The organism is Streptomyces pyxinae (genome assembly GCF_024756275.1).
GTDB lineage: Bacteria > Actinomycetota > Actinomycetes > Streptomycetales > Streptomycetaceae > Streptomyces > Streptomyces pyxinae.
In genome coordinates, this window is the sequence record NZ_JANUGQ010000038.1 from 18,204 (window position 1) to 36,340 (window position 18,137).

At 75.2% G+C, this 18,137-nt stretch carries 16 protein-coding genes; 6 read left to right on the forward strand and 10 right to left on the reverse strand.

What is annotated here, in order from left to right:
* Window positions 1-571: 571 nt before the first annotated feature.
* Both NX801_RS28705 and fxsA read left to right on the forward strand, forming a co-directional pair.
* Window positions 572-1,360 (forward strand): polyprenol monophosphomannose synthase, encoded by a 789-nt coding sequence (locus NX801_RS28705; RefSeq protein WP_258790871.1) that lies wholly within the window; start codon window positions 572-574, stop codon window positions 1,358-1,360.
* Window positions 1,361-1,516: 156 nt separating this feature from the next.
* A complete protein-coding gene (gene fxsA / locus NX801_RS28710; protein WP_258790872.1) occupies window positions 1,517-2,119 on the forward strand; it encodes an FxsA family membrane protein in 603 nt (200 codons plus the stop codon).
* Window positions 2,120-2,427: 308 nt separating this feature from the next.
* Here fxsA and NX801_RS28715 read toward each other — a convergent pair whose 3' ends face one another.
* From NX801_RS28715 to yczE, 4 genes are all read right to left on the reverse strand, one after another.
* A complete protein-coding gene (locus NX801_RS28715) occupies window positions 2,428-2,802 on the reverse strand; it encodes an RNA polymerase-binding protein RbpA (RefSeq protein WP_026278069.1) in 375 nt (124 codons plus the stop codon).
* A 255-nt stretch (window positions 2,803-3,057) separates the two neighbouring features.
* Window positions 3,058-4,452, reverse strand: a complete 1,395-nt coding sequence (locus NX801_RS28720) for an MFS transporter (RefSeq protein ID WP_258790873.1) — start codon at window positions 4,450-4,452, stop codon at window positions 3,058-3,060.
* A 108-nt stretch (window positions 4,453-4,560) separates the two neighbouring features.
* The gene (locus tag NX801_RS28725) at window positions 4,561-5,322 is read right to left on the reverse strand and encodes a glycerophosphodiester phosphodiesterase family protein (protein WP_258790899.1); all 762 of its coding nucleotides are present in this window, start codon (window positions 5,320-5,322) and stop codon (window positions 4,561-4,563) included.
* Between the two features lie 5 nt (window positions 5,323-5,327).
* Entirely contained in the window at window positions 5,328-6,155 is an 828-nt protein-coding gene (gene yczE / locus NX801_RS28730; RefSeq protein ID WP_258790874.1) for a membrane protein YczE, read from the reverse strand.
* A 64-nt stretch (window positions 6,156-6,219) separates the two neighbouring features.
* Here yczE and NX801_RS28735 point away from each other — a divergent pair, with 64 nt between their 5' ends.
* Entirely contained in the window at window positions 6,220-7,722 is a 1,503-nt protein-coding gene (locus tag NX801_RS28735; RefSeq protein ID WP_258790875.1) for an SCO1417 family PLP biosynthesis transcription factor, read from the forward strand.
* Window positions 7,723-7,880: 158 nt separating this feature from the next.
* Here NX801_RS28735 and NX801_RS28740 read toward each other — a convergent pair whose 3' ends face one another.
* Both NX801_RS28740 and NX801_RS28745 read right to left on the reverse strand, forming a co-directional pair.
* Complete coding sequence (locus NX801_RS28740; RefSeq protein ID WP_258790876.1) at window positions 7,881-9,536, reverse strand: hypothetical protein; 1,656 nt, start codon at window positions 9,534-9,536, stop codon at window positions 7,881-7,883.
* Between the two features lie 37 nt (window positions 9,537-9,573).
* Window positions 9,574-9,768 carry a hypothetical protein gene (locus NX801_RS28745; protein WP_258790877.1) on the reverse strand — a complete coding sequence of 65 codons (195 nt, stop codon included), beginning with the start codon at window positions 9,766-9,768 and terminating at the stop codon, window positions 9,574-9,576.
* 431 nt (window positions 9,769-10,199) lie between these two features.
* Here NX801_RS28745 and NX801_RS28750 point away from each other — a divergent pair, with 431 nt between their 5' ends.
* Window positions 10,200-10,694, forward strand: a complete 495-nt coding sequence (locus NX801_RS28750; RefSeq protein WP_428986262.1) for an ankyrin repeat domain-containing protein — start codon at window positions 10,200-10,202, stop codon at window positions 10,692-10,694.
* 233 nt (window positions 10,695-10,927) lie between these two features.
* Entirely contained in the window at window positions 10,928-12,346 is a 1,419-nt protein-coding gene (locus NX801_RS28755) for a HEAT repeat domain-containing protein (protein WP_258790878.1), read from the forward strand.
* A gap of 553 nt (window positions 12,347-12,899) precedes the next feature.
* Here NX801_RS28755 and NX801_RS28760 read toward each other — a convergent pair.
* The 4 genes from NX801_RS28760 to NX801_RS28775 all read right to left on the reverse strand — a co-directional run bounded on the left by NX801_RS28760 (window position 12,900) and on the right by NX801_RS28775 (window position 16,764).
* The gene (locus tag NX801_RS28760) at window positions 12,900-13,823 is read right to left on the reverse strand and encodes a 5-oxoprolinase subunit C family protein (RefSeq protein ID WP_258790901.1); all 924 of its coding nucleotides are present in this window, start codon (window positions 13,821-13,823) and stop codon (window positions 12,900-12,902) included.
* A gap of 29 nt (window positions 13,824-13,852) precedes the next feature.
* On the reverse strand, window positions 13,853-14,554 hold the full coding sequence (locus tag NX801_RS28765) for a 5-oxoprolinase subunit B family protein (RefSeq protein ID WP_258790879.1): 702 nt from the start codon (window positions 14,552-14,554) through the stop codon (window positions 13,853-13,855).
* Entirely contained in the window at window positions 14,551-15,336 is a 786-nt protein-coding gene (locus NX801_RS28770; protein WP_258790880.1) for a LamB/YcsF family protein, read from the reverse strand. Before NX801_RS28770 ends, NX801_RS28765 begins: the two co-directional genes overlap by 4 nt.
* Window positions 15,337-15,438: 102 nt before the next feature.
* Complete coding sequence (locus NX801_RS28775) at window positions 15,439-16,764, reverse strand: MFS transporter (protein ID WP_258790881.1); 1,326 nt, start codon at window positions 16,762-16,764, stop codon at window positions 15,439-15,441.
* Between the two features lie 308 nt (window positions 16,765-17,072).
* On the opposite strand from NX801_RS28775, the gene NX801_RS28780 reads away from it, so the two are divergent.
* Window positions 17,073-17,834, forward strand: a complete 762-nt coding sequence (locus NX801_RS28780) for a GntR family transcriptional regulator (protein WP_258790882.1) — start codon at window positions 17,073-17,075, stop codon at window positions 17,832-17,834.
* Window positions 17,835-18,137: the final 303 nt, after the last annotated feature.

Genomic DNA, 18,137 nt, shown 5'->3' on the forward strand with positions numbered 1-18,137 from the left:
GTCCCGGGTGCCTCCGCCACGACCTGCGGATCTTCCGCGCTGACCTGGTGCTTCGGCGAAACGCCGCAGGTCGTGTGGGTGTTGACAGCGTGCGGTCGGCGGCCGGTAGGTTCTGCCGGGTCCACCACAGGACGTCCGGCAGGTCGACCGTCCCGCCTCCGTGGAACGCCGCTGGATCACGGGTTGTGGTGTGCCGCACCGGCGCACCACCACTGGGAGCCAGGTCCAGCGCCCGCGGGAACACGGGAAGGTCCTCCGGCGGGCGGGTGCGACCCGGGTGGGGCCCGGACGTTCAGTAGACAACGGCTTTCGGTCGACCCGCAGCCAGCGGGCGCCAGGTCGGCCCGAAGGACTCCGGGCCCCGCACCGCGGTCCGCGCCGCCCGCTCCCGCGCCACCCCCCCCGTGCCCGGCCCGCCCCGCACCCCCTTCCCGTGTGCCGCTGCCGTGTGCTTCGGCGCACCCCCGCCGCCCCGCTACGGCCCCGCCGACACCCGATCCCCGTACCGCCGTCGCGGCGCGGCCGGGGCTCGCTAAGGTGGGGGACCTGCGAACAGACCGAAGGGGCAGTAGTGAACGACGGTGGCCAGAGGCGATACGGCCCGCTCGGCAAGGCCTTGGTGATCATCCCGACCTACAACGAGGCCGAGAACATCGAGCCGATCGTCTCCCGGGTGCGAAAGGCGGTGCCCGACGCCCATGTGCTCGTCGCGGACGACAACAGCCCCGACGGCACCGGCAAGCTCGCCGACGAGCTGGCCGCGTCCGACGATCACGTCCATGTCCTGCACCGCAAGGGCAAGGAGGGGCTGGGCGCCGCCTATCTGGCGGGCTTCCGCTGGGGCATCGACCACGGCTACGGCGTGCTGGTCGAGATGGACGCGGACGGCTCCCACCAGCCCGAGGAGCTGCCCCGGCTGCTCACCGCGCTGAAGGGCGCCGACCTGGTGCTGGGGTCCCGCTGGGTGCCCGGCGGCCGGGTGGTCAACTGGCCCAAGTACCGCGAGTTCCTCTCCCGGGGCGGCAGCACCTACTCCCGTCTGCTGCTCGACGTGCCCCTCCGGGACGTCACCGGCGGCTTCCGGGCCTTCCGCAAGGAGACCCTGGAGGGACTGGGGCTGGACGAGGTGGCCTCCCAGGGGTACTGCTTCCAGGTCGATCTGGCCCGGCGCGCCGTCGCCGCGGGCTTCCATGTGGTCGAGGTGCCGATCACCTTCGTGGACCGGGAGCACGGGGACTCCAAGATGAACCGGGACATCGTGGTGGAGGCGCTCTGGCGGGTCACCGCCTGGGGCGTCGAGGGCCGCGCCAACCGCCTGCTGGGCCGCGGCGGCCGCGACGGCCTGGGCAAGCGGGACTGACCCCCGCCGAGCGGGACCGACCCCGCGCCGAGCGGGACAGACTCCGCTCGGCACGGTCCGTGGTCCCGCCGGCCCCGCTCCGGGGCGGGGCGATCATCCTTGTGCGGCGATCACCCCTTTATCCGGACCCGGCACGCCGCCAGGCACACTGGAACCATGACCACCGGCACACCGCTTCCCCCGGCCCCGGCCCCGACCCGTACCCGCTCCCGCGCTCGTCGCTACGCACCGCTCGGCGTCGCCGTCTGGCTGGTGCTGGAGGTCTGGCTGCTCACCCTGGTGGCCCGCGCCTCCGGCGGACTCACCGTGCTGCTCCTGCTGATCGCGGGCGGGCTGCTCGGGGCGACGGTGGTCAAGCGGGCCGGCCGGCGGGCGTTCCGCAATCTCAACGAGGCGCTGGGCCGGCGGAGCCCGGGCGAGCCCGGCACGATGGACGGGAAGGAGCGGGGCGGCTCCGGCAACGGCTTCCTGATGCTCGGCGGTCTGCTGCTGATGCTGCCGGGTCTGCTCTCCGACGCCGCCGGCCTGCTGCTGCTCCTGCCCCCGGTACGGGCGGCACTCGGCCGCCGCGCCGACCGGGCGCTGGACCGCCGGATGCGGGCGGCGGCGGTCCCCGGTTCCTGGGGCGACGCGCTGCGGCAGGCCCGTATCCACCGCCCGGACGGCAAGGTCGTGCCGGGCGAGGTGATCCGCGACGGCTCCGGCGCCCCGCACCCCGGCCCCGCCGACGAGACCGGGCGCCCGCCGCTCACCCCGTAACCGCCCCGGCCGCCCGCCGGGCGGTGACGCGCGCACGGGTACGCCGACGGGCGCGCACGGGTACGCCGACGGGCGGGCCGGCGGCGGGCCGCGCCGGGCGCGGAGAGTACCGACAGCGGCCGGCCCCCCATCCCTATCTGTCGAACGTCAACGGCACGGCGAACAGCCGTGGGGCGCGGTACACACTCGGTGTACCGCGCCCCACGGCTGTTGTCGCCACCGGCTGCCGGTCGCCGTCGCCACCGGTGGTCTGCCGACCAGGTGGCCGCCGGAGGGACTCCGGCCGGTCCGGCACCGGCGCCGGTGCCCTACGCGGACTTCCGGCTGTCTCGCGGGTGCACCGCGATGTTCATCGCACCGGACCGGAGCACTGCCAGCCGCTCGGCCAGCACCTCCTCCAGCTCCTCGCGGGTACGCCGCTCCATGAGCATGTCCCAGTGCGTACGCGCCGGCTTGCCCTTCTTCTCCTCGGGGCCGTCCCCGTCCACCAGGAGTGCCTGGCTTCCGCAGACCTTGCACTCCCACTCCGGCGGAATCTCCGCCTCGACCGAGAACGGCATCTCGAACCGATGCCCCTTCTCGCATGCGTACTCCACCGCCTGGCGCGGGGCCAGATCGATGCCGCGGTCGGTCTCGTAGCTGGTCACCACGAGGCGCGTGCCGCGAAGAGCTCGCTCACTCATGAATCGTGCCTCCCGGGCTTGTCGCCCACAGGACAGGTGTCGCTGTCGTCGTCATCCGGTCAACGTCCGGTCGGCCGTAAAGATTCCCGTTCCGGGTCATGCGTCGCCCGTCGTGCCGCCCCTTGTTGTACCCACCGGCGCCCGGTTTGTCACATCTGACAGCAGATGTCACCCAGCGCCTTCACCAGTTCAGCACGCAGTAACGGTCCACCCGGCAGGCCAAAGGCGTATACTAGCCCCCTTTCGCGGCCCCGTCTAAATCCGCTCGGGTACCGGGTTCCCCGCGGCGGCCACCGCACGCCGCACCGGGACCCGCGCCAGCAGGACGAATCCCAGGGCGAAGAAGACCAGCAGCGAGAGGATCGCGTCCCGGTAGCTTCCGGTCAGCTGGTACGCCAGCCCGAAGACCAGCGGCCCCAGCCAGCTCAGCCCGCGATCGCTCATCTCGTACGCGGAGAAGTATTCCGCCTCCTTGCCGCTCGGCACCAACTGCGAGAACAGCGACCGGGACAGCGCCTGGCTGCCGCCCAGCACCAGCCCGATCGCCGCCGCCAGCGCGTAGAACCAGACCGGCGAACCGGCCGGCAGCAGATAGCCGGCCGCCAGGATCAGCGACCAGACCGCCAGCGAGCCCAGGATCACCCGCTGGGCGCCGTACGAGCGGGCCAGCCGCCCCATCGCCAGCGCCCCGGCCACCGCCAGCAGCTGCACCAGCAGTACGGCGGTGATCAGCGTCGTCTGGTCAAGACCCAGTTCCTCGGAGCCGTACACCGACGCCTGGGAGATCACCGTCTGTACCCCGTCGTTGTAGATCAGGTACGCCAGCAGAAAGGCGAGGGTCAGCGGATGGCGCCGCATGTCCCGGAGCGTGGCGGCCAGTTGGCGCCAGCCGGAGCCGACCGCGCCCTCGCCGCCGGAGGCCGGCCGGCGGTCGCGCAGCCGGCGCAGCGGCACCAGGGCGAAGGCGCCCCACCAGAGCCCGGCCGAGGCCAGGCAGATCCGCACCGCGTCGGACTCGGACAGCCCGAAGGAGGCGTGGCCGGTGTAGAGGACCAGATTCAGCACCAGCACCAGCGCGCCCGAGGTGTAGCCGAACGCCCAGCCGCGCGAGGAGACGGTGTCCCGCTCCTCCGGCGCGGCGATCTGGGGCAGAAAGGCGTTGTAGAGCGCCATCGAGACGGCGAGCGCGGCATTGGCCACGATCAGCAGCGCCGCCCCCAGCAGATACCGCCGGCCGTCCAGCAGGAACAGCCCGGTGGTGGCCGCCGCGCCGGTGTACGCCGCGACCGCGAGCAGCGGCTTCTTCCGGCCGGTGCGGTCCGCCGCCGCGCCCGCCAGCGGCATCAGCAGCACCGCGAGGACCACCGAGACCGAGACCGTGTACGGGAAGACCGACCCGGCCCGTACCGGTATGCCCAGCGGGTGGACATAGCCGTCGGCGTCGGCGGCGGCCCGGGCCACCGAGGTCAGATAGGGGCCGATGAAGACCGTCAGCACGCTGGTCGAGTAGACGGAGCAGGCGAAGTCGTAGAAGTACCAGCCCCGTTGCTCGCGCTTCCGGTCGGCCGGCGCCGGACTCCCGGAGTCCGTGGCGGCTCCCGGGTTCTCGCCGCCCCCGGCTCCGGCGGTCCGGCCGGTGGTCTCGGTCATCCCCGCCCCCCTTTATTCGACTGTGGACTGTCCGTCTGTCCGTCTGCTCGTCCATTCGCCGGTCCGTCTGTCCGCCTGTGGTTGTTCGGCCAGGGGACCGAGCGTGGATCAGCTCCAGACGCCCCGGTCGGCCAGGACCGAGCGCAGCACTTCCGGACGATCGGTCATGATGCCATCGACGCCGAGATCGAGCAGCGCGGCCATCCGTTCCGGGTCGTCCACCGTCCACACATGGACCTGGAGCCCCCGGGCGTGCGCCGCCGCGAGGAAGCGCCGGTCCACCACCGGGACGCCGTACTGGGTCTCCGGCACCTGGGCCGCGACCGCCCCGGCACGCAGCGGGACCGGCAGCCCGTACGACCGCAGCCGCAGTCCGAGCACGCCCCGGACGCCGTAGGAGGTGGCGAGCCGGGGGCCGGCCAGCCGCTGGGCCCGCGCCACCCGGCCCTCGTCGAAGGAGCCGACGCACACCCGGTCCCAGGCGCCGGTCCTGCGGAGCAGGCCGATCAGCGGGGCGAGCGCCGCCTCCGCCTTGAGGTCGACGTTCCAGCGGGCCTCCGGGAACTCCTCCAGCAGCTCGTCGAAGAGCGCCAGCGGCTCCCGCCCCGCCACCCGGGCCCGCCGCACCGCGCTCCAGGGCAGGTCCCGGATCCGGCCGCGGGCGTCGGTGACCCGGTCCAGGGTGGTGTCGTGGAACGCCACCAGCCGGCCGTCGGCGGTGGTGTGCACATCGGTCTCGAAGTAGCGGAAGCCGAGCGCGGCGGCGCGGCGGAAGGCCGCCGCGGTGTTCTCCAGGCCGTCCGCCGCCCCGCCCCGGTGGGCGAAGGCGAGGGGGCCGGGATGGTCGAGATAGGGGTGGCGGGGGGATATGCGGCTCACCGCCGCAGTATCGCCCCTGCCGGCCGCTCCCCGGCCACCCCCTCCGGTTCCGCCGCCGCCTCCCCGGTGAGCCCCGGTCCTCCGGCCGCCGGCTCCGGGGTCTTCGGCCCGCCGGCCGCGACCGCGGCGGCCGGGGCGCTCTCCTCCCCGGGGACGGCGAAGACGCGCAGGAAGAACTGGGCCAGCGGGCCGATGGACAGGGCGTAGAGCACCGTGCCGGCGCCCAGCGCGCCGCCGAGCAGGAAGCCGGTGACCACGACGGTCACCTCGATCACCGTACGGACCAGCCGGATGGACCGCCCGGTGACCCGGTGCAGCCCGGTCATCAGCCCGTCCCGGGGCCCGGGGCCGAAGCGGGCGGCTATGTAGAGCCCGGTGGCCACGCCGTTGAGCAGCACCCCCGCGACCAGCAGGCCGATCCGGGGCACCAGGGCGGACGGGGACGGGAGCAGTGCCAGGCCGCCGTCCATCGCGACCCCGATCACCAGCACATTGGAGACGGTGCCGAGTCCCGGCCGCTGCCTGAGGGGGATCCACAGCAGCAGCACCAGCACCCCCACCAGGGTCGTCACGGTGCCCATGGTCAGCCCGGTCAGCTCCGACAGCCCCTGGTGGAACATGTCCCAGGGGTCCAGACCGAGATCGGCGCGGACCATGAGCGCGCAGCTGAGGCCGTAGAGGGCCAGCCCCGCGTACAGCTGGGTCAGCCGGCGGGGGAGCCGGCCACCGGAGAGACGGAAGAGGACGGACGCCCGGGAGGGGACGGACGCCCGGGAAGGGTGGGACACAGCGACCCCCGAAGTGGTGGTAGTGGACTGGCTCATGTCACTCTGTGGGAGCGGATTGGCCGCCAACCATGGCCAATCCGGGGAAGGTGGACTGATTTCCATGACGCAGTGGACTTCGGCAGTGGGCCCCGCTCAGCTCGCCCGGCAGCTCCAGGCCCAGCAGCCCCGGCCGGCCGGCCCCGGTACCCGCAAGCCGCCCGCCTACCGGGCGCTCGCCGACGGCATCCGGCTGCTGGTGCTGGAAGGACGCGTCCCGGTCGCCGCCCGGCTGCCCGCCGAGCGCGAACTCGCCCTGGCGCTCTCGGTCAGCCGTACCACCGTCGCCGCCGCCTACGAGGCCCTGCGCGCCGAGGGGTTCCTGGAGTCCCGGCGCGGCGCGGGCAGCTGGACCGCCGTACCGGCCGGCAACCCCCTGCCCGCGCGGGGCCTGGAGCCGCTGCCGCCGGAGTCGCTGGGCTCCATGATCGACCTCGGCTGCGCCGCGCTGCCCGCGCCCGAACCCTGGCTGAGCCGGGCCTTCCAGGGTGCCCTGGAGGAGCTGCCGCCGTACGCCCACACCCACGGCGACTACCCGGCGGGCCTGCCCGCGCTGCGCCAGACGCTGGCCGACCGGTACACCGAGCGGGGCATCCCGACCATGCCGGAGCAGATCATGGTGACGACCGGCGCCATGGGGGCCATCGACGCCATCTGTCATCTCTTCGCCGGACGGGGCGAGCGGATCGCCGTGGAGTCGCCGTCGTACGCCAACATCCTCCAGCTGATGCGGGAGGCCGGGTCCCGGCTGGTGCCGGTCGCCATGGCCGAGCGGCTGTCCGGCTGGGACCTGCCGCGCTGGCGGCAGGTGCTCCGGGACGCCGCGCCCCGGCTCGCCTATGTCGTCGCCGACTTCCACAACCCCACCGGCGCGCTCGCGGACGAGGACCAGCGGCGCCGGCTGGTGGACGCCGCCCGCTCGGCCGGGACGGTGCTGGTGGTGGACGAGACCATGTCGGAGCTGTACCTGGACGAGGGCCTGGAGATGCCCCGCCCGGTCTGCGCCTTCGACCCGGCGGGCAGCACGGTGCTCACCGTGGGCTCGGCCAGCAAGGCGTTCTGGGCCGGGATGCGGATCGGCTGGGTCCGGGCCGCGCCCGATGTGATCCGCTCACTGGTGGCCGCCCGCGCCTACGCGGACCTCGGCACCCCGGTCCTGGAGCAGCTGGCCGTCAACTGGCTGATGCGCACCGGAGGCTGGACGGAGGCCGTGGCGCTGCGCCGGGCCCAGGCGCGCGACAACCGGGACGCGCTGGTGGCGGCGGTGCGCCGGGAGCTCCCCGACTGGGAGTTCGAGGTGCCGCGCGGCGGGCTGACGCTCTGGGTGCGCACCGGCGGGCTCTCCGGCTCCCGGCTGGCCGAGGTCGGCGAGCGGGTCGGCGTCCGGGTGCCGTCGGGGCCGCGGTTCGGGGTGGACGGTGCCTTCGAGGGGTACGTACGGCTGCCGTTCACCGTCGGCGGCGCGGTGGCCGACGAGGCGGCGGTACGGCTCGCGGCCGCCACCCGGCTGGTGGCGGCGGGCGCCGTCGCCGGCACGGCCGAACCGCCCCGGACCTTCGTGGCCTGAGCGGGGGCGGGAGCCGGGCGCGTACGACGGACCCGGGGAGCCGGGGTGCGCACGGCGGGTCCCGGGGACCGGAGGCGTACGACGGCCCCGGGGGAGGTACGGCGCGGCCCCGGGCGGCGGGGTGCCGGCCGGGGCCGCCGCGGTGTGCGCCGGACCGGTCAGCCCGGGGTGAGACGGCCGCTGCCGGCCGGCGGGAACTCGCCGGTGAGGAGGGAGACGGGCGGCGGTGCCTGGCCGGGCGCCGGCGGCGTCTCCGGCATCGGGGGCACCGCCGGGGCGGCGGCGGGGGCACTCGCGGGGGCGGCGCCCTGGCGCTCGGGCAGCAGCTCCGCCACGGCCTGCCGGTGGGGCACGGGAGTCGTCTCGTCGTACGGGTCGGGCGTGGCCGGCACCTGGAGCCGCAGCACCGGACCGGCGCCCAGCCGGACATAGCCCCGGCCGGGCGGCACCTCGGGCGTCGGCGTGGTGTGCGGGCCCGCCCCGAGGACCGGCGCCATCAGCTCCGCCGGGGCGGCGCCGAGCACCACCCGGGCCCGGGTGTGGCCGCGTACCGTCTCGCTCAGTGCCTCGGCCGCGTCGAAGTGCTCGGCCACCACGACCGTCACATACGCGCCCCGGCCGTGCTGGAGCGGCACCCGCAGCAGCTCCTGCGGGTCGATCCGCCCGTCGGCCGCCGCCAGGTGCCCCAGGACGGCGGGCCGGTCCACCAGGATCCAGAGCGGCCGCCGGGTGTCCTCCGGCGCCTGCTGCCCGGCCTGCCGCGCCTGGTTGGCCGCGATCAGCCGCCGCTCGGTCTCCTGCGCCGCCCACTCGAGGACGGCCAGTGCCCCGCCGGGCGCGCTCTCCACGGACAGCACGCCCCGGCGCCCGGCCAGGCAGGCGTACTCACCGCTGCCACCGCCGTCCACCACCAGGACGTCCCCGCCGTGGTGGAGCGCCTGGAGGGCGATGGACCGGAGCAGGGTGGTGGTGCCGCCGCCGGGCTGCCCGATCGCCAGCAGATGGGGCTCGGTCGAGCGCGGGCCGGTGCGCCAGACGACCGGCGGGGCGTCCCGGGTGGTCTCCCCGTCCCGCACCGGGACCGTGCGCGGCACCGCGCCGTCGTCCGTGAAGCCGAGCACCGTCTCGCCGGGGGCGGTGACGAAGCGCTGGGCCGCGACGGTGACGGGCAGCGGCGGCAGCACGCTCATCAGCAGCCGGTTGCCCTCCTCGTCCCAGTCGAAGAGGTACTCCCGGCCGCGTCCGGACTTGGCGTGCAGCAACTGCTCGATCCGGGCCCGGGCGGCCGGCTCGCCGTCGGCGAAATAGGCCGGGTAGGCGATGCGCAGCCGGCTCGGCCGGCCGTCGCCGTCGAACGCGTAGTCGCTGAACGGGCCGGTCCAGTCGCCCCCGTGGGTGAAGAGCGGGCTGGGGTCCTCGGGCACGGAGAAGTACGGCACCAGGGCCTCGTACAGCCCCTTCAGCCGCTCCGTCTCCGCCGCGTCGGGCCCGGTCTTCGCGGCCGGCCGGCCGCGCCCCTGCCAGGCCGCCGCGCCCATCACCGCGACCAGGGCCAGCATCGGCCCGTACGGGACGAGGGCGACGGCCAGGACGCAGACCGCCACCATGAACAGCGTCGGACCGCGCCGCTCCCTGGGGGTCGCGGCCCACCGGGCACGTCCGGCCGCGGCCAGCTTGCGCAGGCCCCGGCCGACCGTGATCAGCGGATGGAGGACGTCGGTGGCGCCGTCGGCGGCCGTGCGCGCGAGCTCCTTGCCGCGGACGAGCCGGTCGCCGCCACTGCTCAGGATGCGGGGGAGTGGGCGCCGGGCCACGTCGTACTCCTGGAGTGAGGGAAGGGACCGGGGGACCTCAGAAGTTGATTCCGCCCAGCAGGCCGGCCAGGCTCGCCCCGCCGGCCGTGATGCTCGGGGCGATCGCGGTGCCCGCGAGGTAGAACCCGAAGAGCGCGCACACCAGGGCGTGGGACGCCTTCAGGCCGTCCTTCTTGAAGAAGAGGAAGACGATGATGCCGAGCAGGATCACACCTGAGATGGAAAGGATCATGACTTCTCCTGGGTGAGGGGACGGTCACCTTGAGTACTTCCAATCTCACTACAAGTGCCTATGTGACAAAAGGTGCGAATGGGTGAACTTCTCGGCTTTTCACCTCACTGGTGGACGTGTCGCGACCCCAGGACGCCCCCGGCCGTGTGACGCCGGCGCGAACCGGCCGGGCCGGAGAATCCATTGCCGCCGCCGGGCCGGGTCATGTCCCGGACCGGGCAGTACCCTGACGGTTCACTCGTACGGCCGTGCATCAGGCGCGACCGTCAAGGCCAGGCAGGACCGGGCACGATCAGGACGACCAGTGCGCGGCCAGGGCCGTTCCGGCGGCCCCGCCCGGGCCCCGGCCGCTGCGACGGGGCGCGGGCAACCCGGGGCAGCCGGGCAGCCGGAGAGAACGATGTGCGACCACAGGAAAGGCGGTCAGACCGATGAGCGAGCAGCCCCGGACGCCCGGCGACGCTCCCGGCGGTGTGCCCGGTGCACCTGTCGGTGTACCCGGTGCGGGCCCCGGCGAGGTTTGGGGTGAAGTCCCGGACGAAGCCCCCGGCGAGGACGTCGTCCGGCTGGCGGCGAAGATCTTCGACCTGGCCCGCGCCGGAGACGCCGGGACGCTCGCCGCGTATCTCGACGCCGGTGCTCCGGCCGGCCTCACCAACGAGCACGGGCACTCGCTCGTCATGCTCGCCGCCTATCACGGGCACGCCGACGCGGTGGCGGTCCTGCTGGCCCGCGGCGCCGACCCGGACCGCGCCAACGACCGCGGCCAGACGCCGCTCGCCGGAGCCGTCTTCAAGGGCGAGGGCGCCGTGATCCGTGCCCTGCTGGCCGGTGGAGCCGATCCGGAGGCAGGCACTCCGTCTGCCGTGGAGACGGCCCGGATGTTCGGGAAGACGGAACTGCTGGAGTTGTTCGCCGGCAGGTGAACGGGGGCTTGACGCCAGGTGGGAACGGCGTCGTAAATGTGGTCGCGATGGCGAATGGGGGTGGGTCATCATGGCGCCAGGCCCGTATCGGGCCACTGATGAGAGGCAGAGAACGATGGTCGACACCAAGCGGAAGACGACGAGCGGCTTCACATGTTGCTGCGCGGCCTAGGCACCCACCGATCCCCGGTCACCCCCCGGTTGCGTCGACAGCTTGATGTGAGGCCATTCCCATGTTCGAACCAGTCATAGCGCCGAGCGGCACCCTGCTCGGCCTGCTGCAGCGGGGCCGCGGCGACGGCACCCTGCACGCGCTCGCGGCGCCCCGCACGGAGGCGCTGGCGGCCCTCGCCCACTGCGTCACCGGCGACCCCCGCCGGGACTGGCAGGTGGAGAACCGCTCTCTCTACTACGCGCGCCTCTATCTGGACCTGCACGGCGGGCTCGGCGAGATCGAGGCCCATCTGTTCTGCGCCGCCGACGTGCTGGAGCCCGAGGAGTCCCGGACCGGGCTCGCCCTCGCCGTCCTCGGCCACCTCGCCTCCTACGGCCGCGAGGACGCCCTGCTGCTCCTCCGCCGGTACGCGGCGACCGGCACCAACTGGGCCTGGGCGCTGGACGAACTGGCGCTGCGCGACGACGACGCCGGGCTGCGCGCCCTCGCCGCGCCCGTGCTGGGCCGGTTCCCGCGCACCCCCGAGGGCGACGCCGAGCTGGCCGCCACCGTCCGCGACGCCTTCGAACCGCGCCCCTGGCGGCTGTGGGCCGAGGACCCGCGCGAGGAGGTCGGCGCCCGGGTGCGGGCCGCCCGGGAGCAGGGCTCCTTCGACCGCTGGCAGCGGCAGCTGCGACCCGCCGGGCCGCGCCCCGGCTGGAGCGTCCGGGCGATCCTGGACTGGGCGCAGGACGGGCTGGAGCGGGGCACCGAGCTGTACGCCCCCGCCGCCCGCTGCCTCACCGCCGTGGCCACCCCCGAGGACCGGCCGCTGCTCGTCCGGACGGCGCGCACCGGCCCCGACGGCGCCCGCTGCGCCGCCCTGCACCATCTGGCCGGGAGCGGGGACCCGGAGGCGCTGGACCTCATCGAGACCGCCGCCGGTGACCCTTCGCGTACCGTCGCGGAGGCCGCGGTCGCCGCCTTCGAGCGCATGTGCGGCGAGGCCGCGATCGAGCGGGCGCGCCGCTGGGCGCACCGGCCCGGCGCGCTCGGTGCCTCGGCCGCCCGGACGCTGGCCTGCCGGGGCACCGCCCGGGACGCCGGACTGGTGCTCGGCGCTCTTCGCAAGGCCGTACGCGAAGAGGGCCCCGACGCCGCCGCGCTCTATCCGCTGGTCGACGGCGCCGGCCGGCTCGGGATCGCTTGCGCGGCCCCCGTGCTGCGGCACATCTACCGGGAGACGGCCGCCTCCCAGCTGCGCGGGCGCACCGCCCGTGCCCTCGCCGCCACCGATCCCTCCTTCGCCAGCGGCTTCGCCGTCGAGTGCCTCTGGGACTGCGAGGAGACCACCCGGGAGATCGCCGCGCTGCACGCGGAGACGGGGGACGCGCGGGTGGCCGAGCGGCTCCGCCGGCTCGCCGCCGATCCCGCCGAGGAGGACGAGGTGCAGTCGGCGGTACGCAGCCGCTTCGACCCGGACGCGGCCGCCCGCTGAGCCCGGCGGGGGCCCGGCGTCCCGGCCGTCCGGGCCCCTGCCCTGGGCCCCTGTTCCGGTTGTCCGGGCCCCTGTTCCGGCCGTCCGACCCCTGTTCCGGTTGTCTGGGCCCCTGTTCCGGCCGTTCGGCAGCCGGTTGATCCGCCGGTCTGGCCGACCGCCGGCCGGCAAGTCGGCCGCCCCTGCCCTGCCGCCTGCTCGCCCGGTCCGCGCCTGCCCGACTGGCCGCCGTCCGGTCGGCTCGCGGTCCGCCTGTCCGGCCGCTTGTCCGCCAAGCCGTCCGGCCGTTTGTCTGTCTGTCCGACAGGTTGTCTGTTCCGACAGGCCGACAGGCCGACAAGCCGACAGGCCGACTGTCCGGCTCTCCGGCTTTTCACCGGTGACGCCCGCGGGGTGAGTGCCTGGGCCCGGCCCCCGTCGTGCATGCGCCCGGCCGGTCGGGCCGATCGTGGGCCGGGCCGACCGGCCGGCTCACTCCGGGACCCTCCCGGGCGTGGCCCGGCCGCCCGAAAGGACGGCGGTGGCCACGGGCCTGTGGAGGTTCTGCCGTGCCTCAGCCTGGGTGGGCCGGCGGCCGGCGGGCGGCGGGGCCGAGCGGAACGAACCGGACCGGGGTGCCCGGCACCGCCTGGGCGGCCGCCGCCAGATCACGGGCCTCGGCCACGGCGATCACCGGATAGCCGCCCGTCGTCGGATGGTCGGCCAGGAAGACCACCGGGCAGCCGTCCGGCGGCACCTGCACCGCGCCCAGCACCATGCCCTCGCTCGGCAGCTCGCCCGGGACGGCCCGCTCCAACGGCGGCCCCTCGGTGCGCAGTCCGATCCGGTTGCTCGCCGCCGCCACCCGGTAGCGGGCGGTCGCCAGGGTGCGCAGCGCCCCGTCGGTGAACCAGTCGTCGCGCGGGCCCGGCCGCACCCGGAGCACCAGTTCCTCCGGCGGCCCCGGCCAGGGCACCGGCCCGGCGGGCGGCACCGGCCCCCGGGCGGGTCCCAGCGGCAGCACCGTGCCGTTCGTCAGCGGCGCCGGGCCGAGGCCCGACAGCAGGTCGGCCGACCGGCTGCCCAGCACCGGCTCGGCCGCCACACCCCCGGCCACCGCCACATAGGACCGCAGGCCCCGTACCGCGGCGCCCACCGTGAGCAGCGCGCCAGCCGCCACCCGTACCGCCGCTCCCCAGGGGGCGGGCCGGCCGTCCACGGTGACCGGGCAGGGCGCTCCGCCCACCGCCACGGTCACCGCCCGGTCCGGGCGCAGCGCGCAGCCGTCGAGCGTGGTCTCCAGGGCGGCGGCGTCCGGAGGGTTGCCGACCAGCCGGTTGACCAGCGCGTGGGCGTACGGGTCGAGGGCGCCCGAGCGCGGCACGCCCAGGTGGGCGTGGCCGGGGCGCCCCCGGTCCTGCACGGTGGTGAGCGCCCCGGCGCGTACGACAGCGAGCGCGCCGTCCGTCGCTCCCGTCGCTCCGGTCGCCCCGGTCACTTCGGTCTTCCCGATCTCGTCCGCCCCGCTCACCGCCGCGCCTCCGGCACGAACCGCACCCGCACCCCGGGCGCCAGCAGCGCGGCCGGCTCCCGGGCGGCGTCCCAGAGCGCCAGGTCCGTGGTGCCGATCAGCCGCCAGCCGCCCGGCGAGGGGCGCGGATAGACCCCCGTGTACGCCCCCGCCAGCGCCACCGACCCGGCCGGCACGGAGGTGCGCGGGGTGGTGCGGCGGGACACCGCGTACCGCTCGGGCAGTCCGGTCAGATAGCCGAAGCCGGGGGCGAAGCCGCAGAACGCCACCCGGAACTCCCGGTCCGCGTGGATCGGCCCGACCTCCTCCGGGGCCACCCCCCAGACCTCGGCCACCTCGGCCAGATCGGGGCCGTCGTAGCGGACCGGGATCTCCACCACCGGCTCCTCGCGCGTCCGCAGGGGGCCGATCTCCCAGCCGGGCAGCTCGGCCGCCAGGGCGTCCGGGTCCGCGACACCGTCGAGCAGCACCGTACGGGCGGCCGGCACGATCTCGGTCACCCCGGGCAGCCGGCCGTCCGCCCGCCGGCGCAGCAGCTCGGCGTGGAGCGCCTGGGTCCGCTCGCCGCTCCCCAGCTCCACCAGCAGCCCGTGCGCGCCGACCGGCCGTACCACCGGCCGTGCCACCGGGTCCGCCGCCGGGGGCGTACCGGATCCGCCGGAGACGGCGGCCCGCTCCCGGCGCGTCGCTCCGGTCATACGAACGCCTCCACGCGGACGCCCTCCTCCGCCAGCCGCGCCCGGACCCGCCGGGCCAGCTCCAGCGCCCCGTCGGTGTCCCCGTGCAGACAGAGCGAACGGGCCCGTACCGCCACCGGGCGGCCGTCCCGGGCGGTCACCGTGCCGTTCCTGGCCAGTCCGACCGCCCGGTCCACCACCGCCGCCAGGTCGGTGAGCACCGCGCCCTCCTCCCGGCGCGGGACCAGGGTGCCCTCGGGGGTGTACGCCCGGTCGGCGAACGCCTCGGCGACCACCGGCAGCCCGGCCGCCCCGGCCGCCGCGTGCAGCCGGGAACCGGGCAGCCCCAGCAGCGGCAGCGGCTCGCCGCAGAGCAGCACCCCCTCGACCACCGCCCGGGCCTGCTCCTCGTCGTGCACGGTGCGGTTGTAGAGGGCGCCGTGCGGTTTGACGTACGCGACCCGGCTGCCGGCCGCCCGGGCGAACACCTGGAGCGCCCCGATCTGGTAGGCGACCTCGGCCGCCAGCTCGTCCGGCGGTACGTCCATGGCGCGCCGGCCGAACCCGGCCAGGTCCCGGTAGGAGACCTGGGCCCCGATCCGTACGCCCCGCTCGGCCGCCAGCGCGCAGACCCGGCGCATGGTGGCCGGGTCCCCGGCGTGGAAGCCACAGGCGACATTGGCGCTGGTGACGACGGAGAGCAGCCCCGCGTCATCGGTCAGCCGCCAGCGCCCGAAGCCCTCGCCCAGGTCGGCGTTGAGGTCGATCGGTTCCGGAACCGGCTGCGGGGACACCGCGTCCATGGCGTCAGATCTCCTAGCGGGGTGGATCGGGGCGAGCGAGGTCACACAGGAATGGACGGGGAGCGGTCGCCGGGCCGAGGCGGAGTGCGGGGCCCGGGCGGGTCAGACGAGTTCCCGGCCGCGGGTCTCCGGAAGCCCCAGCAGGGCCAGGACCGCGATGCCGTAACCGACCGCGCCGAAGACCAGCGCCCCGCCCACTCCCCAACTGTCGGCCAGGAAGCCCACCGCGGTCGGGAAGAACGCGCCGACGGCCCGGCCCGTGTTGTAGGTGAAGCCCTGCCCGGTGCCGCGCACGGCGGTCGGGTACAGCTCCGCGAGGAACGAGCCGAAGCCGCTGAAGATGGCCGACATGCAGAAGCCGAGCGGGAAGCCGAGCACCAGCACCAGACCGTCGGCCCCGGCCGGGATGTTGGTGTAGGCGAGGATGCAGACGGCGGAGAGCACCGCGAAGATCACGATGTTGCGTTTCCGGCCCAGCCGGTCGGTGAGCCAGCCGCCGGTCAGATAGCCGATGAAGGCGCCGGAGATCAGAAAGGCCAGATAGCCGCCGGTGCCGACGACGGTCAGCCCCCGGTCGGTCTTGAGATAGGTCGGCACCCAGGTGGCGAGCGTGTAGTAGCCGCCCTGGACGCCGGTGGAGAGCAGCACCGCGAAGAGAGTGGTGCGCAGCAGCCCGGCCCTCCCGGGCCTGAAGATCGCGGCGAACGAACCCCGCCCGGCGCTGTTCGCCCGTGCCTCGGTGGCCTTCGGGGCGTCCTCGACGTTCCGCCGTACATAGACGACGAGCAGTGCGGGCAGCGCGCCGGTCCAGAAGAGGACGCGCCAGGCGCTGGACTCGTCCACGAAGCGGAAGACCAGGGTGTAGGCCACCACCGCGAGCGCCCAGCCGGCCGCCCAGGCGCTCTGCACTGCGCCGAGCGTACGGCCCCGGTGCCGGGCGGAGGCGTACTCCGCGACCAGGATGGCGCCCACCGCCCACTCGCCGCCGAAGCCCACGCCCTGGAGAGCGCGGAAGACCAGCAGAGTCCCGTAGTTGGGGGCGAAGCCGCAGGCCACGGTGAAGACGGCGTAGGTGATGACCGTGATCATCAGCGCCCGCACCCGGCCGATCCGGTCGGCCAGGATGCCGGCGAGCACCCCGCCGACCGCCGAGACGACCAGGGTGACGGTGGTGAGCAGACCGGTCTGACCGGTGCTGAGTCCGAAGTGGGCGGCGATCGCGACCATACCGAGCGGCAGCGCGAAGAAGTCGTAGGAGTCCAGCGCGTATCCGCCGAACGCCCCGGCGAAGGCCCGCCGGCCCCGGGGCCCCAGGTCGCGGAGCCAGCCGAACGCGCCACCACCGCCGTCGGGGGCGGCGGCCTCGGAGCCGCCGGCCGCGCCGGGCCCGGGAGGGCGGGGGGACTTGGGGGAGCGGGTCGTACTCATCTGCACCTCGCGGGAGGGAGGGCCGCCGACCGGGCAGCGGAGAGCGAGCGGTGGGGCGGGCGGTGCGGGGACGGTGCGGAGGTTCGGGCGGGTGGCTTCCGGGACGGGTGCGGCTCTTCCGGGGTGGGCGCGCGGGGCGGGGAAGTGCGCCGCGCGCCCACCACAAGCTAGGGATTGTTGAACGATCCGACAAGGGGTTCGTCCACCTGTTCTTCAGGTGATCTCCAGCTCTACGATTCCGGTGAAAGCCCCGGCCGCCTCCACGGCGGCCCGGGCGTGGCACGGGGGCGGCGAAGGGAACAGAGCGCGTGGGCACTGCGGGAACGGCGGATCCCGGGACGGGCGGACTGTCCGGCGACCGCGCCCTGCTGGGCCGGACCAGCACGGCGGAACGGGTCGCGGACATTCTGCGCACCCGGATCGCGGAAGGCTTCTTCCCGCCCGGCAGCCGCCTCTCCGAGGACGGGATCGGGGGCGCCCTGGGCGTCTCGCGGAACACCCTGCGCGAGGCGTTCCGGTTGCTCACCCATGAACGGCTGCTGGTCCACGAGCTCAACCGGGGCGTCTTCGTCCGGGTGCTCGCCGTGGCCGACGTGGCCGACATCTACCGCACCCGCCAACTGGTGGAGTGCGCGGTGGTACGGGGCCTCGGCGAGCCGCCCTACCCGCTCGGCGGGCTCACCCGCGCAGTGACCGACGGGGAGCGTGCGGCCGGGGTGGGGGACTGGCGGGAGGTCTCCACCGCCAACATCCATTTCCACCGGGAGCTGGTCGCCCTCGCCGGCAGCCCCCGCACGGACGAGCTGATGCGCGGCGTGCTGGCCGAACTGCGGCTCGTCTTCCATGTGGTGGCCGACCCCCGCGCCCTCCACGAGCCCTACCTCGTCCGCAACCGGGAGATCCTGGAGGCCCTGCGGGCGGGGAAGCGGGACGCGGCCGAGGCGCTGCTCACCGGGTACCTCGACGACTCCCGCGCCCGGCTCACCGAGGCGTACACCAGGGCGATGGCCGCCGCACCGGGCGCCCTGTCCGGGGCGGCCCCGGAGCGGCCGGACCCGGCGGCGGGCTGACGGCCTCCCCGGCCGCCGCGAGGGGGGTCTCCAGGCCGTCGAGCAGGGGCCCCGGCCGTCGCACGGAGGACTTCCCGGCCGTCGCCAGGGGGAGTTCCCGACCGCTGTGCCGGGGGCCTCTGGCCGTCCTGCGGGGGGACTTCCCGGCTGTCGCGCGGGTGACTCCCGGTCGTCGTACGGGGGGGTGTGTCCCGGCCGTTGTACGGGGGCTCGGCGCCCCCCCCGTGCAGCGGCGGGCCGGGGGTGTCCGGGAGGGGTCTCCGCACCGTTTCGACCGTTGTCGGTGCGAGGACCTAATCTGTG